Genomic DNA, 20,785 nt, shown 5'->3' on the forward strand with positions numbered 1-20,785 from the left:
GGTCCGGGAAGGGGCGGGGCGGGGCTGGGCTGGGCGGGCTCGGGTCAGGGTCGAGCCGGGGTCGGATCGGGGCCGGATCGGGGCCGGGGTCGGGTCGGGCCGGGTCGGGGTCGGGTCGGCGTACGAGCCCCGCAGGGCACCGCCCGGCCCTCCGCTCGCGGGCCGCGCAGCACGGACATAGCCTCACAAACGTGACGCGAACCGCCGCCGCCCGGGCCTTCCTCGGCACACTGCTGGCCGCATGCTGTCTCGCCCTGCCCGCCGCTGGGGGCGCCCGCGCCGAAGACCCCATCGGCCTCTCCCGCGACGGCCAGATCACCGACAGGGTGGGCGCCCTCGGCGACCGCGACAACGCCGTCGAAGAGGCACTCGACCGGCTCTACGACACCCGCCGCGTCCAGCTCTTCGTCGCGTACGTCCGTGACTTCTCCGGGAGATCGGCGCAGAGCTGGGCCGACGACACCGCGGAGCGCAACGGCCTCGGCCGCGACGACGCGCTGCTCGCCGTCGCCACTCACGACCGGCAGTACGCCTACTCCGTCGACCAGGAATCACGCCTCACCGACGCCGAGCTCGACGACGTCGCCAGGACCGCCGTCGAGCCCGCGCTGCGGGCGAACGACTGGGCGGGCGCGGCGATCGGCGCGGCGAACGGTTTCGCCGCCGTGCTCGCCGGCGAGCCCGTACCGGTGCCCGACATCACCCCGGGCCCCGCCGATCCCGGCGCCGGCCCGGACGACGGCGTGAGCGGCGCGGGCGACCTGGTGCTTCCGGTGGTCCTGGTGGGCGCGGCCGGTGCGCTGGCTGCCTACACGTACGTCCGGCGCAGACGGCGCGCCACCACCCGCACCACCCCGGGACGGCACGCCCGGAATGCCCAGGAGCCGCAGACGCCGCTGTCGGAACTCGACGCGCGGGCCAGGCGCGAACTCGTCGGGGCGGACGACGCGATCCACACGAGCGAGGAGGAACTGGGTTTCGCCTCCGCCCAGTTCGGCGAGGAGGCGGCCCGGCCCTTCGCCGAGGCACTCGCGCACGCGAAGAGCGAACTGACCGTCGCCTTCCGGCTGTGCCAGCAGCTCGACGACGCCCACCCGGAGGACGACGCCACCCGCCGGCGCATGCTCGACGAGATCATCGCCCACTGCGCCGACGCCAACCGCAGGCTCGACGCCGAGTCGGACTCCTTCGACCGGCTGCGGGCCCTGGAACAGAACGCCCCGCAGGCGCTCGCCGCCGCCGAAGCGGCCTTCCGCGACCTCGTCGGGCGTACGAGCACGGCCGAAGCCGTGCTGGCCGCCATGCGGCACAGGTACGCCGACTCCGCCGCCGCTCCCGTCGCCGGCCACGCCGAGCAGGCCAAGGACCGCCTCGCCTTCGCGACCACCAGCCTCACCGAGGCACGCCAGGCCGTGGACGCGGGCGACACGGGCAAGGCGGCCGTGTTCGTGCGGGCGGCCGAGGGCGCCGTCGGCCAGGCGGCCACGCTCGTCGACGCCGTGGACCGCCGCGCGCGCGAACTCGCCGAGGCGGCGGGCAGACTGCCCGGCGCGCTGACGGAGACCGAGACGGACCTCGCCGACGCGCGGGGGCTCCTGGAGGGCGGCGGGGCGACGGCGGACCTCCGGGGGCGCATCGCCCGCGCCGAGTCGGTCGTCGCCGGCGTGCGGCAGGAGAAGCAGGCGGGGCGGTACGACCCGATCGACGCCCTGCGCCGCGTCGAGGAGGCCGACGCGGTACTGGACGAGGCCCTGGCGGGGGCGCGCGAGCGCGAGACGGCGGCGCGGCGGGCACGCGCGCTGCTCGACCAGGCGACGTTCGCCGCCCGTTCGTCGATCGGCGCGGCCGCCGGCTACATCGCGACGAACCGGGGCGGGGTCGGCAGCCAGGCCCGCACCCGCCTCGCGGAGGCGCAGCGGCACCTCGAACGGTCCGCGGCGCTGGCGGCTTCCGACGCGCCGAGCGCGCTCGCCGAGGCGCAGCAGGCGGACGCGATGGCCCGGCAGGCGCAGAGTCTGGCCGAGCAGGACGTGAGCGGGTACGCCGACCAGTTCGGCGGCGGCGTCGGAGGCTTCGGTGTGGGAGGCGTGGGCGGCGGCGGTCTGAACGGCGCCGTGCTCGGCGGCATCCTGCTCGGCGGCATCCTCGGCGGCGGCCGGGGCGGCGGCTTCGGCGGGGGCGGCGGCTTCAGTGGCGGCGGGGGCCTCGGCCGCGGCCCCGGCAGCTTCGGGGGCGGCGGCACGCGGGGCCGCAGAGGCGGCGGCGGCCGCTTCTGACCCCGCGCACCCACAGGCCCGTACACCTTCCGACCGGCCGTACACCTTCCCACCCGACCGTGCACCTCACGCCCGGCCGTACACCTCACGACCCGGCCGTACACCTCACGACCAAGGAGAATCTCAATGACGAAGTCAAGCCGTCTGCGTGACTGGTGGGACGGAGGTGAACAGCCTCTTGTCACGCAGCATCGCCCACAGGACGTCGACTCGTCGGCGGGCGAGTGCGAGCAGTGCCTGAGTGTGGATCAGCCCCTCGGCGCGTTTCTTGAGGTAGTAGTCCCGCGACGGGCCCGGCCGCATCATCGCGGACTGCGCGGACATGTAGAAAAGCCAGCGCAGGCGCCGGTTGTAGCGTTTGGGCCGGTGGTAGTTGCCGGTTCTGCGGCCGGAGTCGCGCGGGACCGGTCCCAGGCCCGCGTGGGAGGCGAGGCGGCCGGCGTCGCGGTAGCCGGACAGGTCGCCGACGATGGCGACGAACTCGGCGCCCAGTATCGGGCCCATGCCGGGCATCGATTCGATGATCTCGGCACGCTCGTCGAGGCGGAAGGCCTCGCGGATCTCTCGGTCGTTGTCCTTGATCCGCTCGTCCAGTGCCAGGAGCTGGTGGGCGAGGTCGCAGACCAGCTTGGCCGCCCGCTTCTCGCCGGGCAGGGCGGTGAGCTGGGACTGGGCGGCCTCGACGGCCTTGGCCGCGAGTTCTCCGGCGCCACGGACCTTGCGTCGCTCCAGCCAGGTGGTCAGCCGCTTGACGCCGATCCGGCGCAGTGCGGCCGGGGTCTGGTACTCGGTCAGCATGAGCACCGGGCCCTTGGCGGCGGAGTAGTCGAAGGCCCGCTCCAGCGCGGGGCAGATGCCGACCAGCAGGTCGCGCAGCCGGTTGATCAGCCGGACCCGGTCGGCGATCAGGTCACGCCGGTAGCCGGTCAGCAGCTGCAGCGTGGAGACCAGCTCCGGCGGGGTCTCGATCGGAGCGAAGTCGCGGCGCATGCGGGCCTGGTCGGCGATGACCAGGGCATCCTTGGCATCGGTCTTGCCCTCGCCGCGGTAGGCGCCGGTCATCCGGTTGACGGTGCGGCCGGGAATGTAGACGACCTGCTGGCCGTGCGCGATGAGCAAGGCCAGCAGCAGGGCGGAGGCCCGGCCGGGGATGTCCACCGCCCACCGCACCTCGTCGGCCTTCTCGCGTGCCGTGTCGATCAGAGTCAGGATCTGAGCCTCGTCGTTGAGCACCTTCGTCGAGAACAGTGTCTCGCCGCCGGTGTCCACCGCCACCGCCCAGTGGTGGCCCTTGCCGGCGTCGATGCCGACCCATATCCGCGCGTGCCGGGTGGTCAACCGCGTCGCTCCATTCCTCCGTGACCAGCACTTCCACGGCCCGAAGAACACTCCGCCGACAGGTCCTTAACCAGCGATGCCCGCAGTTCTCAATCAGCAGTCGGAGCGTCCCGGAGGACCGGGTGGCCATTCTCCTGGAGCCATCAACGGCAACAACGCATCAGCCACGCCCGGTCCTCCCGGACCGCCCAACATTCTTAAGGACACGGATGACGAAGCAGACCATCCTCGGCCGCGTGACCCAGCTCGCGAGGGCCAACATCAACGCCCTCCTCGACCAGGCCGAGGACCCGCAGAAGATGCTGGACCAGCTGATCCGCGACTACACGGCCAACATCGCGGAGGCGGAGGAGGCGGTCGCGACCACCATCGGCAACCTCCGGCTCCTGGAGCTGGATCACAAGGAGGACGTCGAGGCGGCCAGGGAGTGGGGCGTCAAGGCGCTCGCCGCCAGCAGGAAGGCCGACGAGATGCGCGGCTCCGGGCCGGCAGCGGAGGCCGACAGGTTCGACAACCTCGCTAAGGTCGCGCTCCAGCGCCAGCTCCGCTCCGAGAAGGAGGCGAAGGCCGCCGAGCCGGTCATCGCCCTGCAGACGGAGGTCGTCGACAAGCTCAAGGCCGGTCTCGTCCAGATGAAGACCAAGCTCTCCGAACTGGCCTCCAAGCGCGACGAACTGGTGGCGCGCGCCAAGTCGGCGCAGGCCCAGAACCAGATGATGGACGCCGTGAAGAACATCGACGTCCTGGACCCGACGAGCGAGCTCAGCCGCTTCGAGGAGAAGGTGCGCCGCGAGGAGGCGCGGGCCATGGGCAAGCAGGAGCTGGCCGCGTCGTCCCTGGACGCCCAGTTCGAGCAGCTGGACAGCCTGGGCGACGACGCCGAGATCGAGGCCAGGCTGGCCGCCATGAAGACCCGGTGACGGGTGTCAGAAGAGGCTCAGCAGCTGATCGACACTGAGCTCGGCCTTCTCCGCCTCCCCCGTCGGCAGCGCGAGTTCGAACCACACCGTCTTCCCGCGAGGGGTGCGCCGCGACCCCCACGCGGCGCTGAGCAGTCCCACCAGCTGGAGCCCGCGCCCGCCCTCGTCGGTGTCGCGGGCGCGGCGCCGGCGCGGCTGCACGAGCCCCGCGTCCCACACCTCGCACACGAGCGTACGGTCGAGGAGCAGCCGGAGCCTGATGTCGCCCTCGCCGTACCGGAGCGCATTGGTGACGAGCTCGCTGACCAGCAGTTCCGTGGTGTCCACCAGGTCTTCGAGCCCCCAGGTGACCAGCTGCCCCCGGGCCAGTTCCCGCGCCCGGCCGACCGAGCGCGGCTCGCGCGGCAGCGACCAGTCGCCCACCGACTCGGCGGGCATCCCCTGGATGCGGGCCATGAGCAGGGCGATGTCGTCCTCGCCGTGCCGGGTGTCGAGCGTGTTCAGTACGTGGTCGCAGACGTCTTCCAGGGGGCGCACCGGATCGGCGAGCGCGGCACGGAAGGCCATCAGCCCCTCGTCCAGGGGGTGGTCGCGCGACTCGACGAGCCCGTCGGTGTAGAGCGCCAGCAGCGCCCCCTCCGGCACCTCGACCTCGACCTCCTCGAACGGCTCCCCGCCGACGCCGAGCGGCATCCCCGGCGGCACGTCGAGCAGCAGCGCCTCCTCGCCCGGTTCGACCAGGACGGGCGGCAGGTGGCCGGCGTTGGCGAACGTACAGCGGCGGGTGACCGGGTCGTAGACGGCGTACACACAGGTCGCCAGGTAGACCTCCGACAGGTCGGCCTCCCGCGCCCGGTGGGAGGCGCGGGAGGCGTGCTGCGCGCCGCTGGGCGTGCCGAGACCGCGCGCGATCTCGTCAAGGGCGGAGAGGACTTCGGCGGGTTCGAGGTCGAGCAGTGCCAGGGTCCTTACGGCCGTACGGAGTTCTCCCATGGCTACGGCGGCGCGCAGGCCGCGTCCCATGACGTCGCCGACGACCAGGGCCGTGCGGTGTCCGGGCAGTTCGATGACGTCGAACCAGTCGCCGCCCACCTCGGTCGCGGTGTTGCCGGGGAGGTAGCGGCAGGCGATGTCGAGCCCGGCGGCCTCGGGGTCGCCGGGCGGCAGCAGGCTGCGCTGGAGGATCAGGGCGCGTTCGTGCTCGCGCCGGTAGAGGCGGGCGTTGTCGATGCAGACGGCGGCGCGGGCCGCGAGCTCGGTGGCGAGCGCCCAGTCGCGCTCCCCGAAGGGCTCGCTGCCCTTCGTACGGGAGAACTGGGCGAGGCCGACCACGGTGTCGTGGGCGACCATCGGCACGGCGAGGGTGGTGTGGACGAGGCTGCCGTCCTCGCCCGGCACCGCCTGGACGCGCCCGGTCCGCAGAGCGCCGGCGCAGGGCGAGTTGAACGGGAAACGGTGTACGGCGCCCACTTCGGTGGGCGCCGGCTCGTTGCCGTCCGCCACACCTCCGGGGGCGGACAGCGGGCCGTCGGAGACGGCGCTGGCGAAGGCTACGCGGCGCAGCTCGGCGCTGCCGTCGGCCCGGCCCGGCGGGGCCTCGTCACCGGCCAGGAGGCCCTGGTAGAGGTCGACGGACGCGAGGTCGCAGAAGCCGGGGACGGCTACGTCGAGGAGTTCGCGGGCGGTGGTCTCCAGGTCGAGGGAGTTGCCTATGCGGGCGCCGGCCTCGTTCAGCAGGGCGAGGTTGCGGCGGGCGTCGGCGGCTTCGCGCGCGGCGACATGACGGCGGGTCACATCGGTGGCGAGCCCGGCGACGCCGATGGGGCGGCCGGAGCCGCTGTGCACCCGGTAGAGGTTGACCGACCAGTGCCTGCGCTCGGTCTCGCCGGGCGCGGTGCCGACGATCTGCATGTCCGTGACGGCCTCACCGGTCTCCAGGACCCGCCCCAGGGCGGCGGTCATACGGTCCGCCTCGCTCCGGGTGAGGTAGTCGTACACGGTGCGGCCCCGGTGGTCCTCCATGGCGCCGCCGAAGACGGTGGCGAAGCGCTTGTTGGCCCGTTGGACGGTGAAGTCCGTACCGAACAGCAGGAAGCCGAAGGGAGATTGGCCAAAAATGGCCTGCGAGGCAGCGAGGTCCGTCTCGATCCGGCGTATGGCCCGGACGTCGACGACCAGGCAGAGCGCGGCCCGTTCGCCGTCGGCCGTGGCGCTGGGCATCACATAGATCTCGGCGACGCCGTGCGCGCCGCGTGCCCCGTCGGCCGCACGGCCCTCGTGTCCTTCGCGGCCCTCCCGCCCCGCACCGCCGTCGCGGTCGTCGCGGTCCACGACGCCCGGGCCGCCTGTGCGGTCGGGCATCCGGAAGGGGACGAAGCCCGTCCACTCCCTGCCGTCGAGGATCTCGGAGAGCCGGCGACGGCCGCGTACCCGCAGCTCGGGCGGCATGAACGCCTCGACCGGATCCTTGCCGACGACATCGGACGCGGGCAGGCCGAACAGTTCCTCGGCGCGCCTGCTCCACTGCTCCACCAGCCCGCTCGGGCCGATCGAGAAGGACGCGACTCTTATGTAGTCGTAGATCGAGCCGGGCGGGCTGTTCTGCCACATCACTTCGCCCGCTGCCGCTGGTATCTCGTTCACGCGACCGTCCCCTCCAGCTCAACGCACCGGACCGGTCCTTCCCGCAGTATTCAGCACTACGGCCGCAACCGGCACGGCGTTCACGATCACAGCACGGTCTCGTTCCTTTTCGGCCGCGGGAATCCACGGAGGAAAGGCGTGAGGTGATCGTTGTCCCTTGACTCTTCTAACCAGGGAGAGCCAGCTCGAACCACACGGTCTTGCCCGTTCTGCCGCGGCGGGTGCCCCACCGCCGGGCGGAGCAGGCAACCAGCTGCAAACCGCGTCCTCCCTCGTCATCGGCGTCCGCGACCCGTTCCAGGGGCGGATCCGGAAGGGGGTCCGAGACTTCGACCACCAGTACGGGGCGCGCGCCCGGCGGACGACTGCCGGCGTCGGGGCGCAGGAGGCGGACGCCGATCGGCCCGGAGGCGTACCGCAAGGAATTGGTCACCAGCTCACTGACCAGCAGCACCGTGACATCGCCGACCGTGTCGAGCAGGCCCCAGGCGCGCAGCGCCTCGCGGACGGCGTGGCGGGCGCTGCGGACGGCATCGGGTTCAGCAGGGAACGTCCATTCGGCGCAGTCGCCGTCGGTGTCGATCACGCCGACCACATCCCAGATCCCAGACCAGCCGCAAACCCGCGTCCTTTTTCGGGGGGTTAATCAGCACATACCCGATTTAGGGTCCCGGCTATCGCAGACGCGGAAGCACGGTGGCACGAACGGCGTACGGGCCGTATCCGCACGCCGTGGCCGGCAGGCCCGGTCCGGGGCCCTCTCAGCCCTGTGCGGCGGGCCCCGGAAGGGCGCTCAGGCGGCGTACCGCCTCGGCGACGGCCGGGCGGTCCTGGGGGAGCCAGTCGACGGTGTCCGCCTCGCCCGGCCGCAGCCAGCGCAGGTCGTCGTGGTCCTGGAGGGGGCGGGGGGTGCCGGACAGCAGCCGGGCGGTCCACACCTGGAGGACATAGCCGGGCTTCAGCGGCCACTCGCCGGGAATGCGGTCCAGCACGTCGGTCTCGACGCCCAGCTCTTCGCGCAGTTCGCGCACGAGCGCCTCCTCCGGGGTCTCACCGGGCTCCACCTTGCCCCCGGGCAGCTCCCAGCGGCCGGCCAGTTCCGGAGGCGCGCTGCGGCGCGCGGCCAGCAGCCGGCCCTCGTCGAACACGGCCGCACCCACCACGACGACACGATCAGTCATGGCGCGAGCCTACGGGCGTATGGGGACGGCGCCCGCACGGGCACCCTCGTCCGCGCCTACTGCACGCTCTGGCCCAGCCGCTCCACCCAGTAGAGCTGCTTGTGACCGCGGTCGTCGAAGCTGTCGGCGATCTTCTGCGCCTCGGCCCGCGTCGCGTACCGGCCGACGCGATAGCGGTTGCCGTTGTCGTCCTGCCGTATCACCAGCCAGGGAAGCACAGCACCGCTGTCGGTCATCGTGCGCCTCCGTCCGCCGGCCCGCTCGCCTCTAACGATAAGGATCTCCAGGAAACCGCAATCCGCATATGCCCGAGCGTACGCCTGACCTTTACTCAGCGGATACGTCTTTACACAAAGAGGTACGCATCCAGCCACGCGAAAGGGGGCGCACTCCGAAGCGTGCGCCCCCCGCTGCGGGCGGATGAGCGGCGGCCGACCGCGTCCGCGCAGCCGTCATTTCACGGGCAAGTGGTACGTGATCCGGTACCGGTCGGCCGGCACCACCACGTCGGCCGTCTCGACCGCCATCCCCGACGCGTAGTACGTCCGCTCGATGACCAGCACACTGTGTCCTGGTACGCCGCCGAGCCTCAGCAGTTCCTCCGCGAGCCCGGGCCGCGCGCCGACCTCCTCCACCACGTTGTCCACGACGATGTCGATGGCCGCCATCCGCTCGACGACACCGCAGCCGGCCAGCGGTCCCTCCTCGGGGAGCATCACCGGCGTACGCCCCGTCACGGCAAGGGGCTCCCAGGAGGTGGAGAGCATCATCGGCTCCCCCGCGTCCCTGAAGACGTACCGGGTGCGCATCACCCGGTCGCCCTCCTGGATGCCGAGCCGCTTGGCGATGGACGAAGTCGCCTCCTCCTGCTCGCTGCTGGACTCCCACGTACCGCGCGCGCCGGCCTCGGACTGCTCTTGCCGGAACGGCGTCGAGGGTACGGAGCCCCGGTAACCTCCACGGGAGACGCGGCGCGGAACGGGCTGCTCCCGTACGTACGTGCCGGAGCCGGAGCGGCCCTCGACCAGCCCCTCGGCCATCAGGACCTTGCGGGCCTCCAGCGCCACGGTGTCGGAGACGCCGTACTCCTGACGGATGCGGGCCTGCGACGGGAGCCGGGTGTGGGGTGGCAGGGAACCGTCGACGATCTTCTGCCGTAGATCGCCCGCGACGCGCAGATAGGCCGGCTGCTCACCGAATGTCACTCGCCACTCCCATCAGGTTGACAGACAGCAACAGCGTGGCAACCGTGGGTTGTTGACCGCAAGCGCAGGCCAAAGTTTCACCCGAAGTGATGACTTGCCTTCATGCAGGGACTTACCGGGGTATAGAAGCCGAAAGCCGCCGCCAAGATCCGCACCGCTTCGATCACGCCTCCGGCCACCGCATCCCCGTCCGGCGACGCACCGTCAGCAGACCGGACACGCGCGCGCGGAGAAGGGCGGCCGCCGAAGCGACCGCCCTCCGCTCAACCGCTCATCCGCTCATCCCGCTTGTCGCGGTGGGATCAGAACTGAAGCGCCCAGGAGTCGATCTTCCCAGTGTCGTACGCCGCGTTGTCGCTGACCCGCAGCTTCCACGTGCCGTTGGCCACCTCGGAGGAGGCGTTGACCGTGTAGGTGGTGATCAGGTTGTCGGAGCTGCCGCCCGTGCCGTAACCCTTGAGGGTGTAGGCGGTGCCGTCGGGGGCGATCAGGTCGACCTTGAGGTCACCGATGTACGTGTGCTTGATGTCGACCGGCACGCTCAGCGTCGCGGGCGCGTTGCCGGTGATGCCGCTGACGGTGACGGGCGACTCGGTCGTGGCGTTGTCGCTGATCGCGTAGTCGGTGAGGTTCTCGAACCGCTTGCCGGTGGGCGGCGGGGTGTCGCCCGTGCCGACGTACAGCAGACGGTTCGGCGAACCGGTTCCCGGGCTCGTCACGACGCCCGTGGTGGCGGCCGAGGTCAGCGCGCTGGAAACCTGCGCCGGGGTGGCGGTCTTGTTGGCCGCGAGGTACAGGGCGGCCGCGCCCGCGACGTGCGGGGAGGCCATCGACGTACCGGAGATGGAATTGGTCGCCGAGTCGCTGGTGTTCCAGGCCGAGGTGATCGACGAGCCCGGCGCGAAGATGTCCAGGATGCTGCCGTAGTTCGAGTAGCTGGCCTTGGCGTCCGTGCTGGTCGTGGCGCCGACCGTGATCGCCTCGGCCACCCGGGCGGGCGACTTGGTGGAGGCGTCGGTGCTCTCGTTGCCCGCGGCGACCGCGTAGGTGACGCCGGAGGCTATGGAGTTGCGTACGGCGGTGTCGAGGGCGGCGTCGGCGCCGCCGCCGAGGCTCATGTTCGCGACGGCCGGCTTCACGGCGTTCTTCGTCACCCAGTCGATGCCGGCGACGACCTGGGCGGTCGTGCCGGAGCCCTGGTTGTTGAGGACGCGGACGCCGACGACCTTGGCCTTCTTGGCGACGCCGTACGCGCCGCCCGCGACCGTCCCGGCGACATGGGTGCCGTGACCGTGGCCGTCCTGCGCGGTGTTGTCGTTGTCGATGGCGTCGTAGCCGTAGGAGGCACGGCCGCCGAAGTCGCTGTGGGTGATGCGCACTCCGGTGTCGATGACGTACGCCGTGACACCCTCGCCCGCGGTGTCCGGGTAGGTGTAACTCTGGTTCAGCGGAAGGGCCTTCTGGTCGATGCGGTCCAGGCCCCAGGACGGCGGGTTGGGCTGGGTCGCGCTGACCTTGAAGGTGCGGTTCTGTACGACGGCGTCGACGGCCGGGTCGGCGGCGAACTTCTTCGCCTGCGCCTCGGACAGCTCGACGGCGTACCCGTTGAGGGCCGCGGTGTACGTCTTCTTGATCTTGGCGCCGTACTCCTTGGCCAGCGCCTTGCCCTCCGCCGAACCGGCGTCGGCCGCCGCCTCGTCGAGGGTCACGATGTAGCTGCCCGCGATGGTTCCGGGGGCTCCCGCGTTCAGGATCCGGCCCTCGGCGGCGTCGGCCGCGGTGGCGGGGAGGGCGGAGACCGCGCCGAGCGCGAGGGCTACGACAGCGGTGGCACTGGCAACGACAACTCTTCGCCGGGAACTACGCATCACTGACATGTGAGGGGTCCTCCTCATTTGGCGGTGCGCTGGTGGGGGGCTGTGCGGCGTTGCGACAGGGGCATGACAAAACAACGCTTCGGAGTCCGCGCCGTTTCCCGCGCCTCGCTGCCTGGCGAAAGATTGGCGCATCTATAGGAATCCCACAAGAGTCAAATCAGACCCGCAATACGCCTGCCACACGCCCGTCATGAACGTCCGCCCCACACGGCCCTGTCTACGCTTCCCGCATGACGACCCCGACGACTTCCCCACCCCCGGCGGCTTCGCCGGCGTCCATGACGTACCGCTGTCCGGCGGACGGCACCCGCGCACCCGTCGCATCCCTCGCCTGGCACTGCCCGACCTGCGGCGGCCCCTGGGACCTCGACTTCACCCCCTCCTCCCCCGTGCCGCTGAAGTCCCTTGCCGGTCGGGTGAATTCACTGTGGCGGTACGAGGAGGCGCTGCCGCTCCGGGGCGCGGCGGCCGGCCTCACGCTCGGGGAAGGCCGCACTCCGCTCGTCCCGCTCACCGGCTCCGTTTCGGCCAAACTCGACTTCCTGATGCCGACGCTCTCGTTCAAGGACCGCGGCGCGGTCATGCTCGCGGAACTCGCGCGCCGTCTCGGTCCCGAGCGGGTGGCCCGGGTGGTCGCGGACAGCAGCGGCAACGCGGGCACGGCGGTCGCCGCGTACTGCGCACGGGCCGGACTGCCCTGCGCGGTGTACGTCCCCGAGGCGACCTCCCCCAAGAAGACCGAGCAGATCCGGGCACACGGCGCCTTCGTCACCCTGGTCCCCGGCGACCGCGAGGCCACCGCGTCGGCCGCCCGCGCGGCGGCCGACGAGCCCGGGACGTTCTACGCGAGCCACGTCCACAACCCCTACTTCCTGCACGGCACGAAGACGTACGTCTACGAACTGTGGGAGGACCTCGGCGGCCGGCTCCCCGACGCGGTGGTCGTCCCCGTGGGCAACGGGACCCTGCTTCTGGGCGCCTGGCTCGCGGTCAACGAGCTGCACGCCCAGGGGCTCGTCGACAGCCGCCCAGCCCTGATCGCCGTACAGGCCCGGGCGGTGTCACCCCTGGCGACGGCCTTCCACGCGGGAGCGGACGACCTGCCCGCCGGCCCGCCCGCGTCCCCGGCGCCCCCCACACTCGCGGAGGGCATCGCCATCCCCCGGCCGCCGCGCGCCCCGCAGATCCTGCGGGCGGTACGGGAGTCGGGCGGAACCTTCCTGACCGTCACCGACGACCAGATCCGCGCCGCACAGCTGGACCTGGCGGCGCGCGGCCTCTTCGTCGAGTCGACCGGGGTGGCGTGCTGGGCGGCGATGACCGCACAACCGCCACAGGAGGGCCGGACGGCCGTGATCCCGCTGTGCGGCGCGGGGGCGAAAACGGGGCTCGCGGCGCGGTGAGCGGAAGCGCGGAGAGCCCGGTCGGCGGGGCCGCCGGGCGTGGCGCCCACCCGCCGAGCCCGCCCACGCGCCCTCACACCGGTGCGGCATTCGTCCCATCCTGTGGGAAAATGAGACGAACATGCCACCACGCTCACACTGGAGGTGGATCATGGGAGAGGCACGCGAGGTCATGGACCGGCTCACCAACGCGCTCACCACGGGCACGGACCTCAAGGCCGTCATGGAGTGCTTCGCGGAGGACGCGGTCGCCGTCACGCCGGACGGGGAGGTCAAGGGCCGGGAGAACATCGGTGAGTACTGGCGTCAGATGACGGACGCGCTCCCGGACAGTACATACGAATCGACGTACGCGTACGAATGCGGCGACACGGCGATCGACGAGGGCTACTTCGCCGGCCGGAACACCGGTCCGCTGGTGCTCCCGTCCGGCGAGAGCCTGGAGCCGACGCAGAGGGAAGTGAGGGTACGGGGCTGCGACGCCGCCACGGTCAAGGACGGCAAGATCGTCAGCTATCGGCTGTACTTCGACCAGCTGGACTTCCTCGGCCAGCTCGGTCTCCTGCCGAACGCACCGGTCTGAACACCTCCGGAAGGGCGCGGCGTCACCGCCGGGCCCTTCCCGTCACCGGCGGCGCCTGCGGGCCACGTAGTACACGTTGAGGATGTCGCCCTCCACTTCGCGTACCTCGACGTCGTCGAACCCCGCCTCCCCGAGCATCTGGAGCGCCCGCTGCTTGCCCCACACCGTGCCGAGACCGGCGCCGCCCTCCCCGAGCGAGACGGTCATGCAGTAGAAGACCGAGAAGGTGTAGAGGGTGGGGCCCAGCGGGTGGCCGATGTTCTCCTCCAGCTTGCTGGAGGCAGCGATGTCGCCCATCAGGAACACACCGTCGTCCCGCAGCGCCCCGGCCACGGCCGACAGGGTGCGCTCCGGCCGCGCGAGGTCGTGGATCACGTCGAAGGCCGTGATCAGGTCGTACGTACCGGAGAGCGCGGCCGAGTCGGACACGACGAACCTGGCGTTGTCGAGCCCGAGCAGCTCCGCCTCCTCGCGTGCCGCCGCGATGCCGGTGTCGGAGATGTCCACGCCGAGGAACTGACTGGCGGGGAACGAGGCGGCCAGCAGGTTGACGGCGTGGCCCTGACCGGTGCCGATGTCGAGCGCGTCGATGCCCTCGCTCAGCCGTTCCGGGAGGCCGGGCACCAGCGGGACGACCGTGTCGACGAGGACCGCGTCGTACACCCGCGCCGTCTCCGCGGCCAGGAGTTCCTGGAAGCGCGGGTACGCCGAGTACGGAACGCCACCGCCCCGGCGGAACGCGTCGAGCACCTTGTCCTCGACGTTGCCCAGCATCGCCAGGTCCTGCATGGAGGAGGCGAGGTTGCCCGGTCCGGCGGCGCGGACGAGGGAGGCGGCGTGCTCGGGCGGCAGCCGGTAGGTGCTCCGGGCGGGGTCGTACTCGATGAACCCGCCGACGGTCATCCCGCCGAGCCACTCCCGTACGTACCGCTCGTCGAGGCGGGTGGCCTCGGCGATCCGCACGCTGGTCGACGGGGGCAGACCGGCCATGGCGTCGAACAGCCCCGTCCGGTGGCCGAGGCTGCACAGGTACCCGAGGCAGGAGTCGTTGAGTACCTGAAGCATCCGTTCCGCGAATCGTTCCTGCCGTTCGGGGTCCAGCGTCTGCTCGGTCATTTCGCTCCTCCTCGCCGCCCGCCGGGCACCACCGTCGGGTGCGCGGGCCGGAGCGGGCTCCGCCGTCCATGCTCCGCCGGTCGGGCCGCCGTCCCCGCCGGGAACACTCGCGCAGTCACCCGAACGCCCTGCCCACCTTGATTCCCGCCCTCAGGACCCGTCACATGGAACCCGGGGAGGACGGGCCCACCAGGGGCCCGCCCCGCGCCGGACGGAGGGTCGTCGCGCACGCGCGGCCGCCGGACCGTAGGAAAGGGCGCCATGTACGTTCGCACGATGTACGCGACCGGTGATCCCGCCAAGCTCGGCGGAGTGGCCGACGCGCTCGCCACCGAAGGACGCAGACTTCTGTCGGAGCAGCCCGGTTACCGGGGGATGGGGCTGTTCGTCGACCGCGAGCTCGGAAAGCTCATGGTGGGGTCGTGGTGGGACGACGAGGCGAGCCGCCAGGCGAGTGACGAGCGCCTGCGCGAGCGGCGCGCCGAGATGGTCGCGCCGTTCGCCCGGACGGTGGCGATCGACAACTGGGAGGCGGCGGTCGCCAGTCCCCCGCAAGGACTGCAGCCGGGCGCGTGGTTCCGCCTGGTCCGCATGGAGTTCGAGCCGGCGGACGCGGACCGGCTGGTGGAGGCGTTCCGCGACACCGCCATGCCCAAGCTGCGGAACATCCCGGGCTTCGTCGGCGGGTCGCTGCTCATCGACCGCGCGACGGGCCGGGCCACCGTGGGAGCGTTCTACGCCGATCGCCAGAAGCTGGTGGACTCGCGCAGCGCCGTGGCGGCGGTACGGGAAGAGGCCACCGCCCAGGCGAACGTGATCACCCGGAGCATCGAGGAGTTCGAAGTGGTCCTCGCCCAGGTGAACATGCCCTCCTGACCACCCGGGTGAACATCCCCTCCTGACCGGCCGGGAGGCGACGGGCACCCCCGCGGCCGGGCTCGCGCCGGACCCCCCGCCGGCGATCGGCTCACCCACGGGGTCTCCCCCACCACGCCTCGCCGCCCGGCGCCGACCGGGTTCCCGCCGTACGCCGACCGTCTCAAGGGTGCATACGGGCACCCTTGAGCACCTTGTCGACCGCGTTGCGCGGCCCGTACACGGCGAGGCCCACCAGATCCAGCTGGTCCTTCGGCACCGCCCGCACCGCCGCGCGGTTGTCCCGGTCGTTGCCCGTGGCGAAAAGGTCCGAGGTGAACACCGACCGGGGAAGCGAGCGTGACAAGGCGCGGCCGTGTGCGGCGGTCACGGTCTCCTTCGTCCCCTCGAAGACCAGGACGGGCTGGCGGAACATGGGCAGATAGGGGGTGCCGTCTGCGTCGGCGTACGGTTCGCCGACGACTTCGGGGAGCTGCGAGCCGAGACCGCTGACCAGGAACGCGGTCACGTTCAGCCGCTGCCAGGTCTCCAGATCCTCGCGCAGCAGCACAGCGATCTTGGTGTCGAACCGTACGGGGATGTTCTCGATCGTCATGCTCCGAGACTGCCGACCGCCCCGGCGCCACTTCTTGTACGTTCTTGGCATGGTGGTGCGGCAGGAGGTTTCCGCGTGGCGGCCGCGGATCCCGGGCGTCGTGGAGGTCTTCCACGCGCATTTCACCGCGCACGTGTACCCGATGCACGTCCACGACGTGTGGACCCTGCTGATCGTCGACGACGGGGCGGTCCGCTACGACCTGAACCGCCGTGAGCACGGCACTCCGCACGACACGGTGTCCCTGCTCCCGCCGCAGGTGCCGCACAACGGCCAGTCCGCCACCTCGCGGGGCTTCCGCAAGCGGGTGCTCTACCTGGACCTGACCCAGCTGGACGAGAGCTTCATCGGCCCGGCGGCGGACGGCCCCGGCCTGGTCGACCCCTTGCTGCGCCGGCGCGTCGGACAGCTGCACTCGGCCCTGTCGCACCGGGGCGACGAACTGGAGGCGGAGAGCCGTCTCGCCCTGGTCGGGGAACGGCTGCGCGGCCACCTGCGCCCCCGCCCGGCCGTCCCGCCGAAGCCCGGCCGGGGCGTGGCCGTCGGCCTGCGGGAACTCCTCGACGAACGGGTGCTCCAGGGCGTGAGCCTGGACGAGGCCGCGCAACTGGTGCACGCGCACCCGACGCACCTGGTGCGGGCGTTCACGGCCGCGTTCGGCATCCCCCCGCACCAGTACCTGACGGCCCGCCGGGTCGACCGCGCCCGGCGACTGCTCCTCGACGGCCTGCCTCCGGCGGAGGTGGCGGCCGCGGCCGGCTTCTACGACCAGTCCCATCTGACCCGGCACTTCAAACGCCACGTGGGCGTCACCCCCGGCCGATACGCGCGCACGGTCCCCGCCGCCCCGGGACGCACGAAGGGCCCGCGCCCACCGGAGCCCGGCCCTCTCCGCCCCACGCGCCCGACGAGCGGCTGACGCAGTACCCACAGGCGCGGACGCGGCTCCGGCTCCGGGGACGGGCGTACGCCGGAACGCCTCACCGGCCGGGCTGCATCGCTAGGTTTGGCTCATGACCGCACTGCCCGACTGGATGCGCCCGCCGCGCGCGGAAGGCTGGTTCGCGGAGGACCTCGACCGCCTCCCCGAGGCGCCCCGCCACACCGAGCTGATCGACGGAGCCCTCGTCTTCACGACGTCGCCCCGGCGGGCATGGCAGAGCCGCCTCGTCACCGCCCTGACCACCACACTCATGGCGCAGGCGCCGACCGGCTTCGAGGTCGAGCGGGAGATGACGATTCGCCTCGATGCCCGCAACCGTCCCGAGCCGGACCTGTTGCTGACGGACCAGCCGTACGACCCGGACCGCACCTGGTACGCCCCGGAGGACGTGAAGCTCGTCGTGGAGGCCGTATCCCCCGAGTCCGTCCACCGCGACCGCACAGTCAAACTCCGCAAGTACGCAGAGGCCGGCATCCCCCACTACTGGTGCATCGAGGACGAGGACGGGGCACCCGTCGTCCACGTCTACGAACTCGACGAACCCACCGGCGCCTACGCACCGGCCGGTATTTTCCGGGGCACCCTCCAGCGCCCGGTGCCCTTCGGGATCAGCCTCGACCTCGACACGCTCACACCACCCAGAAGCCGCTGAGAAGCAACCGAAGTCACCACCCGGTCGGCGCGGGCATGCGGAAGGGGTCGGACTCCCCGGAGTCCGACCCCTTCCGATCACGCAGTCGACTACACGTTGAAGCGGAACTCCACCACGTCGCCGTCCTGCATGACGTAGTCCTTGCCCTCCATGCGGGCCTTGCCCTTCGCGCGGGCCTCGGCGACCGAGCCGGTCTCGACCAGGTCGGCGAAGGAGATGACCTCGGCCTTGATGAAGCCCTTCTGGAAGTCGGTGTGGATCACACCGGCCGCCTCGGGGGCCGTCGCGCCCTTCTTGATCGTCCAGGCGCGGGTCTCCTTCGGGCCTGCCGTCAGGTACGTCTGGAGGCCCAGGGTGTCGAAGCCGACCCGGCCGAGGGTGGCGAGGCCGGGCTCCTCCTGCCCCATGGACTGGAGGAGTTCGAGCGCCTCGTCGTCGTCGAGCTCGATCAGCTCGGACTCGATCTTCGCGTTGAGGAAGATCGCCTCGGCGGGGGCGACGAGCGCGCGCTGCTCGTTCTTGAAGTCCTCGTCGACCAGCTCGTCCTCGTCCACGTTGAAGACGTACAGGAAGGGCTTGGTGGTGAGCAGGTGCAGCTCGTGCAGGAGCCGGCCCTTCTCGGTGCCTGCCGTGATGCCCGCCGCGAAGAGGGTGGTGCCGGCTTCGAGGATCTTCTGGGCCTCCTCGACCGCCGCCAGGACCGCGACCTTCTCCTTCTGGAGACGGGACTCCTTCGTCAGGCGCGGCACCGCCTTCTCGACCGACTGGAGGTCCGCGAGGATCAGCTCGGTGTTGATCGTCTCGATGTCGTCCTTCGGCGAGACCTTGCCGTCCACGTGTACGACGTTCTCGTCCTTGAAGGCACGGATGACCTGGCAGATCGCGTCGGACTCGCGGATGTTCGCCAGGAACTTGTTGCCGAGGCCCTCACCCTCCGAGGCACCCCGGACGATGCCGGCGATGTCGACGAAGTCGACCGTGGCGGGGAGGATCTTCTGGGAGCTGAAGATCTCGGCGAGCTTCGCCAGGCGGGGGTCGGGGACGCCGACGACGCCGACGTTGGGCTCGATGGTGGCGAACGGGTAGTTGGCCGCCAGCACGTCGTTCTTGGTCAGGGCGTTGAACAGGGTCGACTTGCCGACATTCGGCAGGCCGACGATTCCGATCGTGAGCGACACGTTGGCGACTTCCTGGAGTGAGGACTGGCCCGGGAGTGGACCGATCCCCCAGTTTACGGGCGGGCGGCGCGGGGCCGACGACGGGAACCCGGCGGGAGCCCGTGGGGAGCGCGGCGGGAGTCCGGCGGGAGGCCCGCAGCCACTCGATGGCCATCCGGCGGGCGCTTTCAAGAGCGTCCGATCGGCCACGTGGCATCGAACGCACGGCCAAGGTCGGCCAAAGGGCGTGTCCTGCGCCTGATTCCTCCCTCCCCGCGACCTACGTTGTCCGGGTGGAGCAACACAGGGCACGTCCCCCTCGTCCCCAGCAGCGGTCGCAGACCCCCCTGCTCCCCCCGGGCGGGTCCGCCGACGCCGCCGCCGTCTACCGGGTGGCGGCGAGACCGGCACGTCCGGTGCCACCCGTCGTACTGGCCCTGCGGCGGCTTCCCAATCCCCGGCTGACCGGGCTCGGCAGCGGGCTGTTCGCCTCCGCCGTGATGCTCGTGCTCGGTGGCCTCGACCGGCTGCTGTTCGGTGGTTCGCCGGTCGTGTACGGGCTGCTGTTCCTGCCGGTCAGCGCCCTGACCGCACTGTGGGCGCGGCCCGCCGACCTGGTCACGGCCCCGATCGCCGTGCCCATCGCCTTCGCCGTGGGCCTGGTGCCGATCGCCGGCGGCGCCGGCGGGTTCGGCAGCCGCGTCATGGCGGTGGTCACGGCCCTCGCCGTACACGCCGGGTGGCTGTACGGCGGGACGCTCGTGGCCGGTGTGATCGCGACCGTACGCAAAGTGCGGCTGATGGCGCGGCGGCGGGCGCTCCAGACCGCGGCCCAGGCCGCCGCCCAGCGCGCGGCCGCCACGCGGCGCGGAAGCCCCGACCCCGTGGAGTAGCGAAGTGGTGGGGCGGTGTTTCTCCGCCGTCCGCTACCCCTCGCCGAGGAAGCGCGGGACGTCCGCCTCCTCGGCGGCGATGCCCGCGCGTACCCGCGCCGCCGAGGCGCCGAAGGGCTCCAGGGACTCGAAGGACTCGAAGAGCGCGAGGGTGACCGGTCGCCCGGCACGCCGGCTCCAGGTCCCGCAGGCCAGACCGTCCACGGTGACGGTGGCGCGCACCTGCCCGCCGCCGGGGTGGACCAGCCGCTCGTAGCCGGGCGGCACAGACAGGGCGCGGGTCCGGTAGGCCACCAGGTAGTCGTCGTACGCCGGCAGCAGCCGTACGTCGCCCACCGCCTCGGCGGGTTCCGCCTCGGCCCCGTACGCCCCGGCCTCCGCCTCCGGCCAGACGCGCCGTGCCGCCGACGGCGGAAGCCCGGACCAGGTGGCGAAATCCTCCGGGGAGGCGGGCCCGTGCGCGGCGAGGTAGCGGCGCACCAGTTCGGCCGTCGCGTCCCGCGGCGTGACCTCGGGCGCCCCGGCGCTCCCCAGCCAGTCGTCGAGCAGCACGAAGGACGGCTCGCCGCCGACGGCCGGGCCGTGGCAGATCAGGCCCAGCAGGGCGCACCGGCGCAGCAGGTGAATCGCCACCTGGCCCCCGGTGGCGAACCCGGCCGCCGCCAGCCGGGCGCTCAGTTCCGCCCGCGGCGCGGGGCCGCCGCGCAGCGCGGTGGTGATCACCTGTTCTCCGCGGAGGAGGTCGTCCTCCCCGAGTCCGAGCTCGCGGTAGCGGCGCGCGCTCTGCCGGAGGAACACCGGCCCGAGAAGCGACGTCAGCCACCGCACGTCGGCGGCCGGAACCAGGTGCAGCGTGCCGCGCATGAACCAGTTCCGCACGACGCGGCGCTCGACGTCCGTGGCCCGGACCACGTCCGCAACGGTGAGCCCGGTCGAACGCGCCCGGATCCCGAGCGCCGCTGCCGCCGCGTCCTGCGCCTGCACGGCGAAGGCGCGCGCCATGACCTCGGCCACGGACCGCCCGCGCCGGCCGCTGCCGATGCCCTGGGCGCGGGCGCGCATCAGCCGGGTCGCGGAGGGTGTGGACGGTGCGGGCGGCTCGGCGGTCACCGGGCCAGCCTAGGCTG

The 20,785-nt window shown here is 71.9% G+C and carries 19 protein-coding genes; 8 read left to right on the forward strand and 11 right to left on the reverse strand.

Annotated features, from left to right (window positions below; genetic code table 11):
* Window positions 1-191: 191 nt before the first annotated feature.
* On the forward strand, window positions 192-2,276 hold the full coding sequence (locus AS594_RS12580) for a TPM domain-containing protein (RefSeq protein ID WP_069935090.1): 2,085 nt from the start codon (window positions 192-194) through the stop codon (window positions 2,274-2,276).
* Between the two features lie 135 nt (window positions 2,277-2,411).
* Here AS594_RS12580 and AS594_RS12585 read toward each other — a convergent pair whose 3' ends face one another.
* Entirely contained in the window at window positions 2,412-3,614 is a 1,203-nt protein-coding gene (locus AS594_RS12585) for an IS110 family RNA-guided transposase (RefSeq protein WP_069932985.1), read from the reverse strand.
* 209 nt (window positions 3,615-3,823) lie between these two features.
* Between AS594_RS12585 and AS594_RS12590 the strand changes: the two genes are divergently transcribed.
* Window positions 3,824-4,534, forward strand: a complete 711-nt coding sequence (locus tag AS594_RS12590) for a PspA/IM30 family protein (RefSeq protein WP_069932984.1) — start codon at window positions 3,824-3,826, stop codon at window positions 4,532-4,534.
* Window positions 4,535-4,540: 6 nt separating this feature from the next.
* On the opposite strand, the gene AS594_RS12595 is transcribed toward AS594_RS12590, so the two are convergent.
* The 6 genes from AS594_RS12595 to AS594_RS12620 all read right to left on the reverse strand — a co-directional run bounded on the left by AS594_RS12595 (window position 4,541) and on the right by AS594_RS12620 (window position 11,440).
* Window positions 4,541-7,144, reverse strand: coding sequence for a SpoIIE family protein phosphatase (locus AS594_RS12595; protein WP_420877896.1), 2,604 nt, complete (start codon window positions 7,142-7,144; stop codon window positions 4,541-4,543).
* A 199-nt stretch (window positions 7,145-7,343) separates the two neighbouring features.
* Window positions 7,344-7,772, reverse strand: a complete 429-nt coding sequence (locus tag AS594_RS12600) for an ATP-binding protein (RefSeq protein ID WP_069927122.1) — start codon at window positions 7,770-7,772, stop codon at window positions 7,344-7,346.
* 166 nt (window positions 7,773-7,938) lie between these two features.
* Complete coding sequence (locus AS594_RS12605) at window positions 7,939-8,358, reverse strand: (deoxy)nucleoside triphosphate pyrophosphohydrolase (protein ID WP_069932982.1); 420 nt, start codon at window positions 8,356-8,358, stop codon at window positions 7,939-7,941.
* A 56-nt stretch (window positions 8,359-8,414) separates the two neighbouring features.
* A complete protein-coding gene (locus tag AS594_RS12610) occupies window positions 8,415-8,594 on the reverse strand; it encodes a hypothetical protein (protein WP_069927124.1) in 180 nt (59 codons plus the stop codon).
* Between the two features lie 216 nt (window positions 8,595-8,810).
* Entirely contained in the window at window positions 8,811-9,563 is a 753-nt protein-coding gene (locus tag AS594_RS12615) for a GntR family transcriptional regulator (protein ID WP_069932981.1), read from the reverse strand.
* Between the two features lie 302 nt (window positions 9,564-9,865).
* Window positions 9,866-11,440: a S8 family peptidase gene (locus tag AS594_RS12620; protein ID WP_069932980.1), complete on the reverse strand. Its 1,575-nt coding sequence runs from the start codon at window positions 11,438-11,440 to the stop codon at window positions 9,866-9,868.
* A 230-nt stretch (window positions 11,441-11,670) separates the two neighbouring features.
* On the opposite strand from AS594_RS12620, the gene AS594_RS12625 reads away from it, so the two are divergent.
* Window positions 11,671-12,843: a threonine synthase gene (locus AS594_RS12625; RefSeq protein ID WP_420877779.1), complete on the forward strand. Its 1,173-nt coding sequence runs from the start codon at window positions 11,671-11,673 to the stop codon at window positions 12,841-12,843.
* Window positions 12,844-12,994: 151 nt separating this feature from the next.
* Window positions 12,995-13,426: a nuclear transport factor 2 family protein gene (locus tag AS594_RS12630; protein ID WP_069927128.1), complete on the forward strand. Its 432-nt coding sequence runs from the start codon at window positions 12,995-12,997 to the stop codon at window positions 13,424-13,426.
* A gap of 42 nt (window positions 13,427-13,468) precedes the next feature.
* Here AS594_RS12630 and AS594_RS12635 read toward each other — a convergent pair whose 3' ends face one another.
* Window positions 13,469-14,542 (reverse strand): class I SAM-dependent methyltransferase, encoded by a 1,074-nt coding sequence (locus AS594_RS12635; protein WP_069932978.1) that lies wholly within the window; start codon window positions 14,540-14,542, stop codon window positions 13,469-13,471.
* Window positions 14,543-14,803: 261 nt separating this feature from the next.
* Here AS594_RS12635 and AS594_RS12640 point away from each other — a divergent pair, with 261 nt between their 5' ends.
* Window positions 14,804-15,418 carry a hypothetical protein gene (locus AS594_RS12640; protein WP_069932977.1) on the forward strand — a complete coding sequence of 205 codons (615 nt, stop codon included), beginning with the start codon at window positions 14,804-14,806 and terminating at the stop codon, window positions 15,416-15,418.
* Between the two features lie 163 nt (window positions 15,419-15,581).
* Here AS594_RS12640 and AS594_RS12645 read toward each other — a convergent pair whose 3' ends face one another.
* Complete coding sequence (locus AS594_RS12645; RefSeq protein ID WP_069927132.1) at window positions 15,582-16,013, reverse strand: DUF2000 domain-containing protein; 432 nt, start codon at window positions 16,011-16,013, stop codon at window positions 15,582-15,584.
* Window positions 16,014-16,062: 49 nt separating this feature from the next.
* On the opposite strand from AS594_RS12645, the gene AS594_RS12650 reads away from it, so the two are divergent.
* The gene (locus tag AS594_RS12650; RefSeq protein ID WP_079144647.1) at window positions 16,063-16,932 is read left to right on the forward strand and encodes a helix-turn-helix domain-containing protein; all 870 of its coding nucleotides are present in this window, start codon (window positions 16,063-16,065) and stop codon (window positions 16,930-16,932) included.
* 94 nt (window positions 16,933-17,026) lie between these two features.
* The gene (locus tag AS594_RS12655) at window positions 17,027-17,608 is read left to right on the forward strand and encodes a Uma2 family endonuclease (RefSeq protein ID WP_069932976.1); all 582 of its coding nucleotides are present in this window, start codon (window positions 17,027-17,029) and stop codon (window positions 17,606-17,608) included.
* Between the two features lie 89 nt (window positions 17,609-17,697).
* Here the strand turns inward: AS594_RS12655 and ychF are convergent, their stop codons facing one another.
* The gene (gene ychF, locus AS594_RS12660; protein ID WP_069927134.1) at window positions 17,698-18,786 is read right to left on the reverse strand and encodes a redox-regulated ATPase YchF; all 1,089 of its coding nucleotides are present in this window, start codon (window positions 18,784-18,786) and stop codon (window positions 17,698-17,700) included.
* Window positions 18,787-19,058: 272 nt separating this feature from the next.
* On the opposite strand from ychF, the gene AS594_RS12665 reads away from it, so the two are divergent.
* A complete protein-coding gene (locus AS594_RS12665; RefSeq protein ID WP_167368015.1) occupies window positions 19,059-19,658 on the forward strand; it encodes a DUF6542 domain-containing protein in 600 nt (199 codons plus the stop codon).
* Window positions 19,659-19,691: 33 nt separating this feature from the next.
* Here the strand turns inward: AS594_RS12665 and AS594_RS12670 are convergent, their stop codons facing one another.
* Window positions 19,692-20,768, reverse strand: a complete 1,077-nt coding sequence (locus AS594_RS12670) for a winged helix DNA-binding domain-containing protein (RefSeq protein WP_240508995.1) — start codon at window positions 20,766-20,768, stop codon at window positions 19,692-19,694.
* Window positions 20,769-20,785: the final 17 nt, after the last annotated feature.

The organism is Streptomyces agglomeratus (assembly GCF_001746415.1).
GTDB classification, from domain to species: Bacteria; Actinomycetota; Actinomycetes; order Streptomycetales; family Streptomycetaceae; genus Streptomyces; species Streptomyces agglomeratus.

Coding starts and splice junctions, on each gene's coding strand:
- AS594_RS12610 (WP_069927124.1), bottom strand. CDS start 8,594: ATGACCGACAGCGGTGCTGTGCTTCCCTGGCTGGTGATACGGCAGGAC.
- AS594_RS12590 (WP_069932984.1), top strand. CDS start 3,824: ATGACGAAGCAGACCATCCTCGGCCGCGTGACCCAGCTCGCGAGGGCC.
- AS594_RS12625 (WP_420877779.1), top strand. CDS start 11,671: ATGACGACCCCGACGACTTCCCCACCCCCGGCGGCTTCGCCGGCGTCC.
- AS594_RS12655 (WP_069932976.1), top strand. CDS start 17,027: ATGACCGCACTGCCCGACTGGATGCGCCCGCCGCGCGCGGAAGGCTGG.
- AS594_RS12650 (WP_079144647.1), top strand. CDS start 16,063: ATGGTGGTGCGGCAGGAGGTTTCCGCGTGGCGGCCGCGGATCCCGGGC.
- AS594_RS12645 (WP_069927132.1), bottom strand. CDS start 16,013: ATGACGATCGAGAACATCCCCGTACGGTTCGACACCAAGATCGCTGTG.
- AS594_RS12630 (WP_069927128.1), top strand. CDS start 12,995: ATGGGAGAGGCACGCGAGGTCATGGACCGGCTCACCAACGCGCTCACC.
- AS594_RS12635 (WP_069932978.1), bottom strand. CDS start 14,542: ATGACCGAGCAGACGCTGGACCCCGAACGGCAGGAACGATTCGCGGAA.
- AS594_RS12620 (WP_069932980.1), bottom strand. CDS start 11,440: ATGTCAGTGATGCGTAGTTCCCGGCGAAGAGTTGTCGTTGCCAGTGCC.
- AS594_RS12640 (WP_069932977.1), top strand. CDS start 14,804: ATGTACGTTCGCACGATGTACGCGACCGGTGATCCCGCCAAGCTCGGC.
- AS594_RS12605 (WP_069932982.1), bottom strand. CDS start 8,358: ATGACTGATCGTGTCGTCGTGGTGGGTGCGGCCGTGTTCGACGAGGGC.
- AS594_RS12595 (WP_420877896.1), bottom strand. CDS start 7,144: ATGTGGCAGAACAGCCCGCCCGGCTCGATCTACGACTACATAAGAGTC.